The organism is Pedobacter sp. CAN_A7 (assembly GCF_015752175.1).
Classification (GTDB): domain Bacteria; phylum Bacteroidota; class Bacteroidia; order Sphingobacteriales; family Sphingobacteriaceae; genus Pedobacter.
Genome location: NZ_JADOUW010000003.1, coordinates 257,095 through 273,908, shown reverse-complemented (window position 1 = coordinate 273,908; position 16,814 = coordinate 257,095). Strand labels below are relative to the sequence as shown.

12 protein-coding genes are annotated in these 16,814 nt (G+C 40.3%); 7 read left to right on the top strand and 5 right to left on the bottom strand.

Annotated features, from left to right (window positions below; translation table 11 throughout):
- Window positions 1-74: 74 nt before the first annotated feature.
- Both IWX76_RS12660 and IWX76_RS12655 read right to left on the bottom strand, forming a co-directional pair.
- Window positions 75-296 carry a PspC domain-containing protein gene (locus tag IWX76_RS12660; protein ID WP_196860294.1) on the bottom strand — a complete coding sequence of 74 codons (222 nt, stop codon included), beginning with the start codon at window positions 294-296 and terminating at the stop codon, window positions 75-77.
- Between the two features lie 2 nt (window positions 297-298).
- Window positions 299-1,579 carry a DUF2851 family protein gene (locus tag IWX76_RS12655; protein WP_196860293.1) on the bottom strand — a complete coding sequence of 427 codons (1,281 nt, stop codon included), beginning with the start codon at window positions 1,577-1,579 and terminating at the stop codon, window positions 299-301.
- A gap of 564 nt (window positions 1,580-2,143) precedes the next feature.
- On the opposite strand from IWX76_RS12655, the gene IWX76_RS12650 reads away from it, so the two are divergent.
- On the top strand, window positions 2,144-4,099 hold the full coding sequence (locus tag IWX76_RS12650) for a family 43 glycosylhydrolase (protein ID WP_196860292.1): 1,956 nt from the start codon (window positions 2,144-2,146) through the stop codon (window positions 4,097-4,099).
- A gap of 32 nt (window positions 4,100-4,131) precedes the next feature.
- A complete protein-coding gene (locus IWX76_RS12645) occupies window positions 4,132-5,016 on the top strand; it encodes an alpha/beta hydrolase (protein ID WP_196860291.1) in 885 nt (294 codons plus the stop codon).
- Window positions 5,017-5,048: 32 nt separating this feature from the next.
- Here the strand turns inward: IWX76_RS12645 and IWX76_RS12640 are convergent, their stop codons facing one another.
- Both IWX76_RS12640 and IWX76_RS12635 read right to left on the bottom strand, forming a co-directional pair.
- Complete coding sequence (locus IWX76_RS12640; protein WP_196860290.1) at window positions 5,049-5,807, bottom strand: LytR/AlgR family response regulator transcription factor; 759 nt, start codon at window positions 5,805-5,807, stop codon at window positions 5,049-5,051.
- Window positions 5,808-5,815: 8 nt separating this feature from the next.
- Entirely contained in the window at window positions 5,816-6,907 is a 1,092-nt protein-coding gene (locus IWX76_RS12635) for a sensor histidine kinase (RefSeq protein WP_196860289.1), read from the bottom strand.
- 358 nt (window positions 6,908-7,265) lie between these two features.
- On the opposite strand from IWX76_RS12635, the gene IWX76_RS12630 reads away from it, so the two are divergent.
- The 5 genes from IWX76_RS12630 to IWX76_RS12610 all read left to right on the top strand — a co-directional run bounded on the left by IWX76_RS12630 (window position 7,266) and on the right by IWX76_RS12610 (window position 14,618).
- Entirely contained in the window at window positions 7,266-8,615 is a 1,350-nt protein-coding gene (locus IWX76_RS12630; RefSeq protein ID WP_196860288.1) for a TolC family protein, read from the top strand.
- A gap of 9 nt (window positions 8,616-8,624) precedes the next feature.
- Complete coding sequence (locus IWX76_RS12625; RefSeq protein ID WP_196860287.1) at window positions 8,625-9,773, top strand: efflux RND transporter periplasmic adaptor subunit; 1,149 nt, start codon at window positions 8,625-8,627, stop codon at window positions 9,771-9,773.
- A gap of 22 nt (window positions 9,774-9,795) precedes the next feature.
- Window positions 9,796-12,969: an efflux RND transporter permease subunit gene (locus IWX76_RS12620; protein ID WP_196860286.1), complete on the top strand. Its 3,174-nt coding sequence runs from the start codon at window positions 9,796-9,798 to the stop codon at window positions 12,967-12,969.
- Window positions 12,970-13,175: 206 nt separating this feature from the next.
- Window positions 13,176-13,607, top strand: coding sequence for a DUF2147 domain-containing protein (locus IWX76_RS12615; protein ID WP_196860285.1), 432 nt, complete (start codon window positions 13,176-13,178; stop codon window positions 13,605-13,607).
- Complete coding sequence (locus IWX76_RS12610) at window positions 13,608-14,618, top strand: WD40/YVTN/BNR-like repeat-containing protein (protein WP_334641886.1); 1,011 nt, start codon at window positions 13,608-13,610, stop codon at window positions 14,616-14,618. It begins immediately after the preceding gene.
- A 41-nt stretch (window positions 14,619-14,659) separates the two neighbouring features.
- Here IWX76_RS12610 and IWX76_RS12605 read toward each other — a convergent pair whose 3' ends face one another.
- The gene (locus IWX76_RS12605) at window positions 14,660-16,798 is read right to left on the bottom strand and encodes a glycoside hydrolase family 97 protein (RefSeq protein ID WP_196860284.1); all 2,139 of its coding nucleotides are present in this window, start codon (window positions 16,796-16,798) and stop codon (window positions 14,660-14,662) included.
- Between the last annotated feature and the right edge of the window lie 16 nt (window positions 16,799-16,814).

Below are 16,814 nucleotides of genomic sequence, written 5' to 3'. Positions count from 1 at the left end.
TTTTGTTCGTATTTATAATTAACAAATATAAAATATATAGTTGTTAATTACACAGTAGTTAGGCCTGTGGATGGTTAAACATCCCAAATTCCTAATCTTATTTTTTTAATGTAGTGGCGCACGTCTAAAACAAATGCTGCCAATACATAAAATACGATGGGAAAGCCTACTGCCAGGAAGGAAGAGTAAATAAAGAATAACCTGATTCTGCCGATTGACATGTTTAGTTTCTCGGCGAGATAGGTGCAAACCCCAAAACTCTGTTTTTCAAAATAAGTAACCACTCGTTGAAACATTGTTATTTGTTTAATATTTTGATTCCAATAGTACAATTTAAACATTTTTTCTGACAGCAATAATATTTATTTAACTGTAAAAGGGCCTGGCTTGTCGCCGCACTCTCCATGGCGATGCCCGCCAGTTGGTAAGGTGCTACGACAGCATTTTTTTCTGCCGGCAAAAAGTTTAACAGGCCAAAAGCTTTTTCCCTGTATTTTCCCTGGTCTGTATATTTCCCATAAACGTATAAAAAAACACAAATGGTATTGATCAAAATATTTTGTACCGAAGGTTTTCCAATTTGTGGACTGGTCTTCACACTTATTTTTTTAAAATGGTAATGGGTTTCCCAATACGGATGTATCGGAAGCGAAGCAAAGAGTGAGGGATAGTCAAGAAAACTATCAATAGATAAAAAAGTAGCAAATAAATTAAGATGCCGTTGCAGCAGTGCAGCTAGTTGGGCCATTCTATAGGTGGGGAAATTACCTGGCCGCATCCTTAACATTTTCCATAAAGCAACCGGAATGGGGCAGAGGTTGTATTTCCGCTGTAAGAATGCATATTCTTTTTGCAGTTCAAGAGGATAGCTTTCTGTGAAGCGCCCTTCCAAAAAACCGGCCTGCCCGAACAACAGGGCCTCCAGCTGCCTGGGGTATTGCTGGTATTTCTTAAGTGTTTGCAAATCAATGCTATCGGCTAAAAGTTCAAAAGGTAAGGTGTTCACTTTAAAACCAAAACTACGGCATAGAAAATAGAAAAATGTCTTTTCCCAATCGCCTTTGTGTTTCTCTAATACCTGGTAAATGGCTTGTGTTTTTTCTTCGAATCTTTCCACCAGTTGCCTGTCCAGCACCAGGCGGATGCTTAACGCATCAACGCTACCCAGCTGTTGCTCACAAGGGAAACGGTTGCTTGCACTAACCAGGGCGTGGTAATGGTTATACAAGTCTTCCTTAAATTTTCCTTTTAACGACAATACTGGAATTTCTGACCCGTTTTGCCGGTAAATAGGCTGGTCATGCTCATAAACCACATGTAGAATCACGTTGTCATAGGCTGGATCGTGTTGGTGTTTGTGCAACAACCAATCTGATGAGCGGTAGTGAATTTCCACCTGGCCGGCCCATAGGGTATCATCAAGCTGTAGTTTGGCTTCCAGAAAATCAGGGCCAGCATTTTTATTGTTCGTTCCGGGGTGGATAACGCGAAGTTTACCACCCGGACTAGCATGCAGCGCTTCCCTGTGGTAAAGCCTGAATTTCCAGATAAAGTGCAAAAATTCTTCTTTGAACAGCATCTCTTAAAGCTAGGCAAAGGGCTTTTGTTAAACCTCTTTATTTTTTATTTGGCGAATTAAAAATTTTGAAAATTGGAGACTATCAAACAATATAAACAGGTGTTTCTTTTTAGTAAATTTTAGTGAGCTTCAGCAATGGTTGTTCCTAAATACATAATGAATATGGCTTGAAAATGTAGTGAATACGACTTTTAATGCAAAAACACGGATTCATGTCGGATTCATTACGTATTCATTATGGATTCAGGTACAGCTTGACTAGACCTTTTGTTCAATCAAAATGAATATTTTGTGGTCTGTAATGGCTTTTTTATCTGAATAATTAGCGCTTTAGGTTTTTCTTTAAAGCTACTAAAGTTTCAAATTAAATTTGATTGTTTTATCCCTTTTGGCTTGTAAATAATTGCATACGTTGTGAATAATTGTTCCCACAAACAACAGTTTGATGGTGTCCTGAAGGCAAGTAATCAGGCTGTGATTTTTATATGTTAAATTGACGTTTAAAAACTTTTAATCTATCTTAGCTGTGCTACCCTTTTTCCGCTAACCAAATATCTTTGATCGATGTTAAAAATTACCTGCACATCCCTGCGCTTGTTACTATTCTTATTGCTATGCTGCTTCCAAAATTTTGCTTTTGCACAAGTTGTTAGTAAGGACTATACCGGATACCTCTTTGCTTATTTTGAAGGCTCAGGAACCAAAGAAACTCAGGAACAGCTCCGCCTGGCAGTTAGCCAGGATGCCGTAACGTGGGTTGCCCTGAATAATAACGAACCCATTATCCCATCAAGCGATATTTCACAAACAGGTGGGATCCGTGATCCTCACTTATTGCGAGCAGAGCACGGTGAGGGGTTTTACCTGGTGGCTACAGATATGTTTACCGTAAAAAATGGTTGGGATAGTAATCCGGGTATCACGATGATGAAATCTAAGAATTTAACGGAATGGAAGTCTAGTGTGATCGATCTGGCAAAGGCTTATCCGAAAAAGTTCGGTAAGGTAAAATGGGTATGGGCACCTCAAACCATTTACGATACAAAAGCTAAAAAATACCTGGTTTATTTCACCGTCAGGCAACATGCGAATGATAAACTGGATTTCTATGCTGCCTATGCTAATAAAGATTTTACTGGTTTCGAAAGTGAACCTAAATTAATGTTTAGTCCGAAGTATGGCGGTATTGACGGTGATATTGTGTTTAAAGATGGACTTTATCATTTGTTTTTTAAAGGTAACACCAAAGATGAGGCGGGTAAAGAAATAAAAAACGGTATTCAGCAAGCCACCAGCCGATCCTTGCAAGGGCCCTGGAAAGAGGATTTTAAATACCTGGACGCCTATGCCGACACCGCTGTTGTGGTGGAAGGCTCTAGTATATTTAAACGCAACGATACTGATGAGTATATATTAATGTACGATCTCTACACCAATGGCCGTTATGAATTTCAAAGCAGCACAGATCTGTTCAATTTCACCAAAAAGCCACAAGGTTTTACTAAGAATTTCCATCCCAGACATGGCAGTGTGATCAGTATTACTCAAAAGGAAGCCAGGCAATTGCAGCAAAAGTGGACTGGTGTACCCGGCTTGTTATTACAGCCCGTGAGTCCAAATGATCGTTATCAATTTAAGTCTACAGGTAATCCCATTATCAAACATCACTATACTGCAGACCCGGCTGCCCTGGTAAAAGGTGATACCCTATGGTTATACCCAGGTCACGATTTTGCCGGTGGACAAAAAAATTATAAAATGAAAGATTGGCTGGTGTATTCTACTACAGACATGAAAAACTGGACTGAATACCCTGTTCCCTTAAAAATTACAGATTTCTCCTGGGCTAAAAGTGGCGATGCTTTTGCTGGAGATGTAGTAGAACGTAATGGTAAATATTACTGGTACGTAAGCACCAACTGGTCGGGAATTGGGGTAGCTGTTGCCGACCGCCCGGAAGGACCGTTTAAAGATGCGCTGGGCAAGCCGCTATTAACCAATAAAGATTGTTTCGCATCCAGCCATTCCTGGGCCTGCATAGATCCTGCAGTGTTTATTGATGATGATGGCACCGCCTGGATTTTCTGGGGAAACAGGGAGGGTTATTACGCTAAACTTAAAGATAATATGATCGAAATTGACGGAGAGATCAAACAGCTTAAATTTGACGGACTTAGCTTTACGGAAGCGCCCTGGGTACATAAATACAACGGTAAATATTACCTGAGTTATGCCACAGAATTCCCGGAAAAAATTGCCTACGCAATGGCCGATAAAATTGATGGTCCTTATGTTTATAAAGGGATTATAAATGAAATTGCAGGTAACAGTAACACTAATCACCAGGCAATTATTAAATTTAAAGATGAATGGTACTTTATTTATCACAATGGCGGTATCAATACAGATGGGGGTAGCTACAGCAGGTCAATTGCCATAGAAAAATTATATTATCATGCAGATGGAACGATTAAGCCCATCATCATGACCACTAACGGTGTGTCTGCTGAGCAGAAATAATGCAATTATTCACTATTAAATGAATAAAACACATGAAAAATATACTCATCTTAGCCCTTTTACTATTCGCCAATTTGGCTTATTCGCAACAACAAGTGATCAAATTATACCCTGGAAAAGCACCTGGTTCAGAAAACTGGAACTGGAAGGAAGCTGTCGAAAACTACAATCCTAAAAGTCCCCATATATATAACGTGGTAGAACCCTCGCTAACTGTTTTTAAGCCAAGCGGAACACAGAAATCTGAAACTGCTGTTATTGTGGCTCCGGGCGGTGGTTTTCAAATGCTAGCTTTTGAAAAAGAAGGTACTGCTGTTGCAAAATGGCTTGCTGAGAAAGGAGTAACCGTGTTTGTCTTGAAATACCGTGTGAATCGCACCAAAGGTACACAGCCGGGTGAAGAACTGAGTAAACTGTTGTCGGCGACACCTCCGGGCTCTCCGGTTGCTTTTGGTGAAGTAGTGGAATTTGCGATGAACGACGGACTGGAAGCCGTGAAATATGTTCGTGAACATGCTGCAGATTATGGTATTGACCCTGGTAAAATAGGTTTTATGGGTTTCTCCGCTGGAGGAACGGTTACTATGTCTGTCGCCATGACCAGCAAAGGTGTTAACCAGCCTAACTTCATCGCTCCAATTTATACGTATTTAACTGCGGCCATTGGTAATCAAGTGCCCAAAGAGAAAATGCCTGCTTTTTTAGCAGCTGCATCAAATGATGGATTAGGTTTAGCACCACATACCATCGAAATTTACAGTAAGTGGTTAGCAGCTGGTCAGGAAGTAGAGTTGCACATGTACGAAAAAGGTGACCATGGTTTTGGCATGAGTAAACAAGGTCTGCCTGCTGATACCTGGATTGATCGTTTTGGCGATTGGCTGCATGCGAGAGGTTTATTAACACCTGCTAAATAAATAGCTGTGTGACATTACATTGCCTCCAAAAGTTACCGATCCAGCCATTGTTTGAACAAGGTTGCTTTTTCCCTGCTGATATAAATCTCCACATCTTCCAGGCCATTTAGGATGACCTTCAATTTGCCATTAAAATAATTGTGAATGGATTTAATGCTGTTGATGCTGATCAGGTGCTGGCGGTTAGCCCTAAAAAACAGATCAGGATTCAATTGCTCTTCCAGTTCATCCATGGTAAATAAAATAGCTTGTATTTCGCCACTAGCCAAGACCAGGTGTGAAACTTTAAATTCTGAATATATATAGCTAATGTCTTGAACAATAATGGTTTTGTAACCATCGTGTATGGGGATCAAAAACCTGGAGCGGTAAACGGCACCTGGCTTTTTGATAATATCTACCAAACTGCTAATCATAGCACCGGTTTGGTTTTGCGAAGAAAACTGTTTGTATTTATCTAATGCACTAGCCAGTTCTACTTTATCAATTGGTTTAAGTAAGTAGTCTATACTGTTTACTTTAAAAGCGCGAATCGCATATTCATCATAAGCTGTAGTAAAAATAACCGGGGCCGTAAGTGTACAAACTGAGAATATTTCGAAACACAGTCCATCGGCCAGGCGTACATCCATTAATATAAGGTCAGGCTCATCATTTGCAGCAAACCACTCCACACTGTCGCTCACACTTTCTAAAATATCTACCACTACAATATCTGGGTTTATTTCAAGCAGCAGACTTTGTAAGCGGTTGGCATTACGTTGTTCGTCTTCGATGATCAGGATTTTCATTGGCAATGTTATAAATTCAATAAGGGTAGTTTAACAATAAACTGGTCTGATGTTTCCTGGATGTCAACATCATGATCAGATAATAAAAGGTAGCGACTATGGATGTTTTTGATGCCCAGACAGGTAGAAGGAATGTTATAGTTAAGGCGCTGCAGGGTATTGGTAATCTTTAAACGGTCCTCGCCATCCATGCTGATGGTGATTTGCAGCGGTTTAGAACGAGATGCCGTATTATGTTTAATCGCATTTTCAATAAGCAGCTGTAAGGTTATGGGTGGGATACCCTTTTTAAGGGTCGCCTCGCTCACATCAATTTCCATCCTTACATTATCGCCAAGTCTGATTTTAATTAAGTAGAAGTAGGCCTGGGCGAAGTTGATTTCTTCTTCGACAGAGATAATGTTTTTATTCAGGTTGATAATCATGTAGCGGTAAACACGCGACAGGTTTTCTAGGAAATGCTGTGCCAGTGCTGGGTCTTCGGCTATAAGTGCTGATAACGTACTGAAATTGTTAAACATAAAATGAGGATCCAGCTGTGCTTTAAGCGATTCTAACTGGGCTTCTAAGGCAATCTGCTTCAATTCCACTGTTTTCACATTCAATTCTGCCGTTTCCAATACCGCATCCTTCCATTTTTGCAGGAAAAAGTTTCCCGTATAGATCAGGCTAATCAAGGTAGATAACAGCAGGCTCACCACAAACATTTGTCGTAAAATCAGGTGGTCTACATTAGATAATCCTGAATCCCCTTCAAAGATGTAAATAGAGGTGCGGAGAAAAATATACAGGAATAAAGTAGTCGAAATGATCTGTATGATAAACTGCGTGAAAAACCGTTGAAGCGGGTACATCACCCAAGGTAGGGTTTTATCTAGTTTCCTGGCTAGTATGAGGTTAATCTCGGTTAAGATCAGGCAGAATAAGAGCACAAAAGCCCACTCTATGGTAATTTGTGTTGCACTTCGGTTAAAATAATCTGCCCAGTTGCGAAAAGGATCGACGAGGAAAGCCAGTAAATAAAATCCCAGAAACACGATAGGGACAAAAATGAACCGAAAGTATTTATAAAAGTCTTTATTTGGTTGTGTAACATTCATGTGGAACAAAAATACAGGTTAAAACTACCAAATGTAGGAGGTAATTTACTGAAAGCCTCATAATTGGCGCTAAAACGGTTAATCACCTTACTCAAATGTGGCGATATCCTGATGGGGTGGTTTATAAATAACTTTTTGAGGCCTGGCAAATACATTTGAGTGCGCTCATGCTTCGCTTCAGTCTAAATTTTACTTTGTTCAGTTAATTCTCCATCAGAAATCAATAAACACTTTATTACTTTTGCAGCGTTAAAAAATTAGAGCAATCAAATTAATTAACAAGACATAATAGGGGATTGTGTGACTTCTTTAGTTATATAAATTTCTTATGTTCTCACCCTCAAAAAGAAATATATTAATGAAAATCCACAAATTATTCTTTGTACTGCTCGGGTTTATCCCTATATGGAGTTCCGGGTCACTGTTTGCACAAACTGCACAGGAAAACGAAGTTCTTTTAAATGCAACGTTGCCGCAATTAATTGATTATGCGTTAAAAAATAAGCCTCAAGTTAAACAGGCTTTAATTGACGAAGAAATAGGGGAGCGTGATATCAAATCGGCTTTATCGGGATGGCTGCCGCAGATCAATGCGAACGCAAATTTTAACCATAATTTAAAGCAGCAAGTAAACGCTTTAACTACTAATGGCGAAACCAATTACATTACTTTTGGTACCAAAAATACTTCAGGTATTGTTTTACAAGCTGATCAACAATTTTTAAATGCCGGTTTAATCCAGGCATCGAAATCTGCCAAATATTATCGCGAGCAATACAAACAAACTACAGAAAGTACCAAGATTACTACTATTGTAGAAGTAAGTAAAGCTTTTTTTGATATTCTGACTAGCCAGGAGCAGTTAAACATCATTAATGAAAACATTGCACGTGTTGAAAAACAATTAAAAGATGCAAAAGCCCAATATGAAGGTGGTTTGGTTGATAAAACCGATTATCAGCGTGCGCAAATCAGTTTAAGTAACTCGCAGGCCGATAAAAAAAGAACTGTAGAATTGTTGAAATACAAATACGCTTATATTAAAGGCTTAATTGGCTATCACCCGGATCAAGAGTTCAGTTTAACTTTCAATACCCAAACGATGGAGCAGCAAGTGTTGTTAGATACCGCACAAATGTTAGAACCTAAAAACCGTATTGAATACCAATTGCTGGAAACCCAAAGAAACCTGCAGAAAATTAATACCAGTTATAACAAAGCGGCTTATTTACCAACCTTATCTGGATTTATTAATTACAGCTGGAATTATTTAAACGATGATTTCAGTAACCTGTATAACCAAAGTTACCCAGGATCGGTAGTAGGCTTAACGTTAAACGTACCGATTTTTCAGGGTGGCCTGCGTACACATGCAATTAAAAAATCCCAATTGCAGGAAAGACGGATCGACCTTGATCTTGAAGATGCCAGAAACGAAATCAACACTCAATATGAGCGTGCATTAGCTACTTATAAAGCTAATTTAAACGATTGGAAAACAGCTAATGCAAACGTAGAGATCTCTAAACAGGTTTACAACACGATTAAATTACAGTACGACGAGGGGATCAAAACTTATTTGGATTTGATGACCTCAGAGAGTGATTTAAACACCGCTCAACTCAATTACCTTAATTCACTATACAGCTTGTTAGCTGCAAAACTAGACGTTCAACAAGCATTAGGCACCATAACTATAAATCCTTAATTAACAGCAATGAACTTTAATCGTATACAATCAGGTCTATTTATACTTGGCACAGTTATATTAGCATCCTGCGGAAATTCAGATCAAACTGCCCAACAAGCAGCACCGCCACCAACGCCGGTAACCACTTACACGGTTTCGGAAGAAAATGTAACCATTGTTGATACTTACCCAGGCCAGGTGGTTCCCTTGAATGAAGTGGAATTGCGTGCACAAGTTGGCGGATACATTACAGCTATTTATGTTAAGGACGGGCAAAAAGTAACCAAGGGGCAGAAGTTATATGAAATTGACCGCACTAAATATGTGGCGGCTCAACGATCGGCGCAAGCTGATGTGCAAATGGCGAAGTCTAATTTAGCTAAAGCTAAAAAAGATGCAGAACGTTACACCAAATTAAGTGAGCAGGAAGCTATAGCTAAACAACGTGTGGATTATGCATTAACTGATCTTGCAAATGCAGAATCGCAGGTTGCTGCTGCACAAGCTAATTTAGCAAATGTAAATGCAGATCTTCAACGTTCTGTAATCGTTTCGCCATTAAATGGAACTATCGGTATCTCACAGGTTAAATTAGGTGCATTCGTAAGTCCAGGTACAACATTAATTAATACGGTTTCGACGACTAACCCGATTGCGGTTGATATTTCGGTAAACCAAAGAGATATCGCACGTTTCGCTAAACTGCAACAAAATCCTTCAGCCATGAAAGATTCAGTTTTTACCCTGGAAATGCAGGATAAAAGTGTTTATCCAATGGCTGGCAGAATTGTGACCATCGACCGTGCTGTTGATCCAAATGCAGGTACTATCAAAGTGAGAATCAGCTACCCGAATGCAAACAATAGCTTATTGGCTGGTATGAACTGCAATGTAAAAGTATTAAACAGATCTGAAGGCAAGCAATTAACCATTCCTTACAAAGCGGTTACTGAACAGTTAGGTTCATATAGTGTATATGTAGTTGGCGACAGTAGTAAAGCAGAACCACGTATTGTGAAATTAGGAAGTGTAATGGGCGATAAAGTAGTGATCAAAGACGGTCTTAAAAAAGACGAAGTTATTGTATCCGAAGGTCAGCAAAATGTTAGACCGGGTGCAGTTGTAGCTGCAGGCCCTGCTAAAGCAGATCCAGCTAACTCAGGTCCAGCTAAATAATATTTAATTCAATAAAGATCATATGATTTCAGAAGTATTTATACGACGTCCGGTCACGGCCATCGTCATATCCATATTGATTGTCTTGATCGGAACCATTGTGTTAACCACATTGCCGATCAGTCAATATCCAAACGTTGCACCACCCACTGTTTCGGTTGCTGCAACTTATACAGGTGCCGATGCAGAAACAGTAGAACAAACGGTGACTACACCTATAGAAAGCCAGATTAACGGTACACCGGGCATGAAATACATGACCTCTTCGAGTACAGCTGATGGTCGTTCTACCATCACGGTTACTTTTGAAGTAGGTACAGACATTGATATCGCGGCCCTGGATGTTCAAAACAGGGTAGGTATTGCAGAACCTGCATTACCTGAGGCCGTTAGGCGTTTAGGGGTAACGACCAAAAAAGCAAATACCGATATGTTAATGGTATTGGGTCTATATTCTCCAAATGGAACTTTCGACCAGAAATTCCTGTCCAACTATGTCAACCTTTATGTAAAGGATGCCTTATTAAGGGTTCCTGGAGTAGGTGATGTGACGGCATTCGGACAACCATTTAGTATGCGTATCTGGTTAGATGCAAGTAAAATGGCTAGTTTAGGCTTAACTGCAGCGGAAGTTAACGCGGCAATAGCCGAACAGAATTCAAGAATGCCGGGTGGTAAAGTTGGGGGTGCACCTCAAATGGACAACCAGACTTTTGAATTCAACGTCATTTTGGATGGGGATTTAAGCACTGAAGAAGAGTTTAGAAACATCATCGTAAAAACATCGACTGATGGATCTGCGGTTTACCTTAAAGATATTGCAAGGGTAGAATTAGGTGAGTTCTCTTACGCCACAGTAGCTAAATTAGATGGTAAGGTAGCTTCCATGATGGGCGTTTATCAAACACCAGGTGGTAATGCCGTGCAAACTGCCGAAGGGATTACTAAAGCTTTAGAGAATTTAAAGAAATCTTTCCCTGATGATTTAGACTATACCATTGGCTACGAGACGGTATCCATTGTAAATGTATCAATTAACAGTGTAGTTCACACTTTGATTGAAGCGCTGATTTTGGTAACCATTGTTGTATTTATCTTCCTTCAAAGCTGGAGAGCAACGCTAATTCCGGTGATCGCGATCCCTGTTTCCATTGTAGGTACATTTATTTTCTTTACCCTATTTGGTTTCTCCGTAAACATTCTGACCATGCTGGCCTTTGTACTAGCCATTGGTATTGTAGTGGATGATGCCATTGTTGTGGTGGAAGCGGTACAGCATTATATGGATCATGAGGGGCTTGATGCACCAGAGGCGACTAGAAAAGCGATGAAAGACATTACAGCACCGGTTATTGCGATTGCATTAATCCTTGCTGCGGTATTTATTCCGGTTGGTTTTATTCCCGGCATGGTGGGGCAGTTGTACCAACAGTTTGCCATTACTATTGCGGTTTCCGTATTGATTTCGGCTTTTATCGCTTTATCACTAACTCCAGCATTGTGTTCGATCATGTTGACACCAATGAACCTGAATAAAGAATCTAAAGGTTTAAATAAATGGTTTTACAAATTCAACGTATGGTTTGCTAAAGTTACCTCAAAATATTCTGAAGGGGTACGTTATTCTTTGAAAAAAGCACCTATGGTGATGATCATACTGGTATGTTTATATGTAGGTACGCTGGCGATGTTTAATTCAAAGCCAACTGGTTTTATTCCGAGTGAAGATGCAGGGGTGTTCCTGATGGGGGTAAGTTTACCTGAAGGTGCATCATCTGGGCGTACGAACGCTTTTGTGGAAAGAATTACAGAAACGATCCGTAAAGAAAACCCAGATGTGAAAAGTATTACTTCCATTTCTGGTATTAACATTCTGAATTCATCCTTTAAATCGAATGCAGCAACATTTTTCGTGCAGATGAATCACTGGGATGACCGTAAGGTGGTGGTGTCAGAAGTGATTGCGAAGGTGCAAAAAGCATTTGCAGGTGATAAAGAAGGAAGTGTATTGGTGGTACAACCACCACCGATTCCAGGTTTAGGGATCAGCGGTGGATTTAGCATGCAGATTCAGGAGCAACAAGCCGGCGACATTAAAAAGTTTGAAGGTGTAATTGGAAAATTCCTGGGCGCAGCGAATCAACGTCCGGAAATTGCCATGGCCTATACTTTGTTTAGTGCAAATACGCCAAACTATAAGCTAACGGTTGACCGTGAGCAGGCTAAAAAAATGGGTGTTTCCATTGGCGCTATATATAGCACCATTGCTACTAATTTCGGTTCAAGCTATGTGAATGATTTCACTAAATACGGCCGTAATTTCAGGGTGGTATCACAAGCGGATACCATGTTCAGAAAGAATATTGATAACCTGAACAACATTTACGTTAAAAATATGAGTGGTAGTACCGTGCCATTAAGCAGCATGGTTACCTATAAAAAAATAGAAAATGCATCGATTATTAATCACTATAACCTGTTCAGGTCTATCGAGATAAGTGGTGCTGCAAAACCTGGTTACAGTAGTGGTGAGGCCCTGGCCGCATTGCAAGAAGTAGCTGCCCAAACTTTGCCTAGTGGTTACAGTTTTGACTTCTCTGGTTTAAGTGCGCAGGAACAAGAGGCAGGTAACAGTACAACGTTGATTTACACGTTAATTGTCATCTTCGTATTCTTACTGCTTGCTGCCTTATACGAAAGTTGGTCTGTGCCTTTCTCTATTTTATTAAGTGTACCCCTTGGTTTATTCGGTGCCATCCTGGCCCTGATCTTCCTGCCTCATTTAGACTTAAATATCTATGCGCAAATTGGTCTGATCACCTTAATTGGTTTGTCAGCGAAGAATGCGATTTTAATTGTTGAGTTTGCTAAAGAGCGTGTGGATTGGGGAATGCCATTAATCCCGGCTACCATTGAAGCCGTTAAGTTGAGGTTAAGACCTATTATCATGACTTCCCTGGCCTTTATCTTAGGTATTATTCCTTTGATTCTATCCTCAGGCGCAGGGTCAGCTTCACGTCAAACCATTGGTTGGACCGTAGCTGCAGGTATGCTTTCTGCTACCATCCTGGCTTTATTTATTGTACCGGTATTGTTTGTACTAATTACAAAACTGGCCTATGGTAAAAAGAAACTTGCCGAATTAGAAGCCGGTTACAACCCTGATGATCATAAAGACACGTTACACGCAGATTAAGTTCTTCGTATGGTAACTTATCAATCCCTATCTATTCATTTTAGATAGGGATTTTTTTATGGCTAATTACTGCCCTGAATGCTCCTATTGTTGGTCTGATAAGAATTATAATATGCTGGTGAGGAAGTACCAGGGCGATTAATTCGAAATAATTCGTTAATACAGTCAATATTTTTAAATTAGCTTAAATAAAATAAAAAAACTGTATGAAATATTTCTCAATTCTTCTGTTGCTCACTGCAATCACCTTTTCAGGTTTTTCACAAAGTAAAGATGCTATTCTCGGGCGGTGGGTAAATCCATCGGGCGAAGCACACGTGGAAATCTCTAAAAGGAATGGTAAATATTATGGTAAAATGGTCTGGTTGAAAAATCCAAGAGATGAACAGGGTGTAGCCAAAACGGATGTTAAAAACCCGGAACCGGGATTAAAATCCAGACCACTACTGGGCTTAGAAATGTTGAAAGACTTTGTCTATGAAGAGGGAAAATGGACGGATGGAAAAATCTATGATCCTAAATCAGGAAAAACCTATAGCTGTAATATCACTCAAAAAGATAACAACCAAATCAGCATTCGCGGGTACATGGGTATATCTTTAATTGGCCGTTCAGAAACCTGGAAACGTGTTAAATAAATGAAATTTCTGTTAATATTCTTCGCCCTGTTACCGGCGATAAGCTTTTCACAAAAATATCAATTAGTGCCTCTTCCTGCAGGACCTAAAACCAGTATCCGCGGTTTATCCATCGTTTCTGATCGGGTGGCCTGGGTAAGTGGCAGCAATGGTTATGTAGGTAAAACCATAGATAGTGGCACTACCTGGCAATGGACGCAGCCTGCAGGCAAGGAAAACCTCGACTTTAGGGATATCCAGGCTTTTAATAGTCAGAAAGCCATTATTGTGAATGCAGGTTCACCAGCTTACATCCTGATGACGGTAGATGGTGGCAAAAGCTGGAAAACTACTTATCATAACGCCGATCCGGCAATTTTTTTGGATGGGATGGACTTCTGGAACGGAAAGCAAGGCATGATCTTCGGCGATCCCATTGCGCATCGTATGCAATTGCTGCAAACGACGGATGGTGGACTGAGTTGGAGTAATATATCGGCGAATTTGAAGCTGGATATGGCTGAAGGTGAAGCTGGGTTTGCAGCCAGTGGCACCACGATAAAAGTTGTGGGTAAGGGCCAGGTTTGGGTAAGTAGTGGTGGTATGGCAGCAAATATTTATCACTCTGCTGATTATGGACAAAACTGGAACCGCTATGCTTTGCCCATCTGGTCGGGTGGTAACAGTACAGGTCCATTTTCTATGGATTTTTATAACGAACTGCAGGGGATGGTAGTTGGTGGCGATTACTTACAGGACGAGCTAAATACCAATAATATCCTGCTCACCATTAATGGGGGTAAAGATTGGTTTAAACCTAAAGTTCCTGTTACCGGCTATCGGTCAGGGGTGAAGTACATCAACAAGCTATTGTGTATCGCTGTAGGTACCTCTGGCGTGGACCTGTCTACAGATGGCGGACAAACATGGTCACTCTTATCAGATTTGAGTTTCAACGCCGTAGGAGCCTCTAAAAACGGTAAACTTGTTTTACTGGCTGGCGGAAATGGATTGCTCTATAAACTTAAATAATTAACCAGGCCGTTTAATTTAAACGGCCTGGTTAATCTGTATTATATTTTCTTTAATTTTTTAGTTTCCGCAGACACTTCTTCTTTAATGCTGATGGCAGCGCCACCGCCCGAAGCAAGGGCTTGTTTCAACACACTTTTTGAGTTAACCAATACTTTGCTAATGGCATAACTTTGTGGATTTTTATCGTAGCTGGCGGCTTTTCCGTCGGCATAAATGGTAGCCACATAGGTTTTACCTTTAGGCAGGTAATCAAACTTGATGGTTGCAGTACGTGCATGTTCATCGGTAATGGCACCAATGTACCATTCATTTTTACCTTTTGCTTTACGGGCAATCGTGATGTAATCACCGGGCTCTGCTTCCAGCATGTACGAATCATCCCAGTCAACCGCCACATCTTTAATAAATTGGAAAGCATCAAGGTGTTTGTTGTAGGTTTCTGGTAAATCAGCGGCCATTTGCAGCGGACTGTACATGGTTACATATAAAGCCAGTTGTTTTACCAGTGTGGTATGCACAAAAGAATCATTATCCGGGTTATAGGCACTGATTTTAGTCTGGAAAATTCCAGGCGTATAATCCATAGGCCCACCAACTAAACGGGTAAATGGCAATATGGTGGTATGATCTGCATTGTTACCGCCAAAAGATTCATATTCTGTCCCCCTGGCCGATTCATTGGCCAATAAGTTAGGGTAAGTTCTATTTAATCCTGTTGGCCTAACGGCCTCATGTGCATTCACCATGATTTTGTAGTCTGCAGCTTTGGTAATGGCATACAAATAATGGTTATTTAACCATTGTCCGTAGTGGTATTCGCCACGTGGAATGATGTTACCTACATAACCATTCTTTACAGAATTGTATCCATGCTCAACCATAAACTTGTAGGCCGTATCTAAATGACGTTCGTAATTACGCACGGAGCTGGAGGTTTCATGGTGCATCATCATTTTAATGCCCTTTGACGCTGCATAACGATGTAATTCTTTGACATCAAAATCAGGATAAGGGGTTACAAAATCAAATACATAGTCTTTTGTTTTACCAAACCAGTCTTCCCAACCTACATTCCATCCTTCTACCAGAACGGCGTCAAGTTTATGCTCAGCGGCAAAGTCAATGTATTCTTTCACATGGGCCGTATTGGCGGCATGTTTTCCATTTGGTTTAAGTTTGGTATAATCGGTAACACCCAGTTGTATACTTTCTACATCGGTATAAGCCCAGGTACTTTTTCCAGTAATCATTTCCCACCATACCCCTACATATTTAATGGGTTTTATCCAGGATACATCTTTAAATTTAGTGGGTTCATTTAAGTTTAACACCAGCTTAGACGCTAATATATCCGTTGCTTTATCGCTAACAATAATAGTTCTCCATGGCGAATGGTGTGGGGTCTGCATGTAACCTTTATCACCAACGGCATCAGGTGTTAAAAACGACTCCAGGATCATGTTTTTATCATCAAGGTTAAGGTGCATAGTCGAGTAATCAACCAGCGCTGCTTCGTGGATATTGATGTACAATCCGTCCTTGCTTTTCATCATCAACGGTGTTTGTAAACCCGTTGGAGAGAATGGCTTTTGAGAAGCATTTGGGGTAACGGCTTCTTTCATTTTTCCACGCACTTCAGAAAGGTTAGTGGTCATCGTGCTGTATTCCTGGGTATCGTAATCACCTGGAAGCCAAAAGGCCTTGTGATCGCCATGTAAAGCGAACTGTGTTTTTTCTTCCTTAATGATAAAGTAATTCAGGTTTTGCTGCGCCGGAAATTCATAACGGAAGCCCAATCCATCATTAAATAAGCGGAAACGTACCTTAATGTAGCGGTCCTTCTGTTCCTTTTGGGTAAGGGTAACCAGCAATTCGTTATAATGATTTCTAATATTTTTTTGTTCTCCTAATACCGGGCTCCAGCTTTCATCAAAAGTGCTGGTTTGTGTATCAGTGATGGTAAAACCATCCAGCATGGAGGCCACATCTTTGGTCTCTATACCCATGGTGCTAGGTTTAATGACCGGTATGTTTTTATAGGTTAACTGATAGGTGGGTACTCCCTGCCCGGATAATTTAAATTGCAGTTTAAAGTGTTTATCGGGCGACTGCAGCATTTGTGCGTGCGCAAGTAGGCAACAGGCAACTAATGATAAGGTTAAAAATAGTTTACGCATGTGTGTGTATTTATAT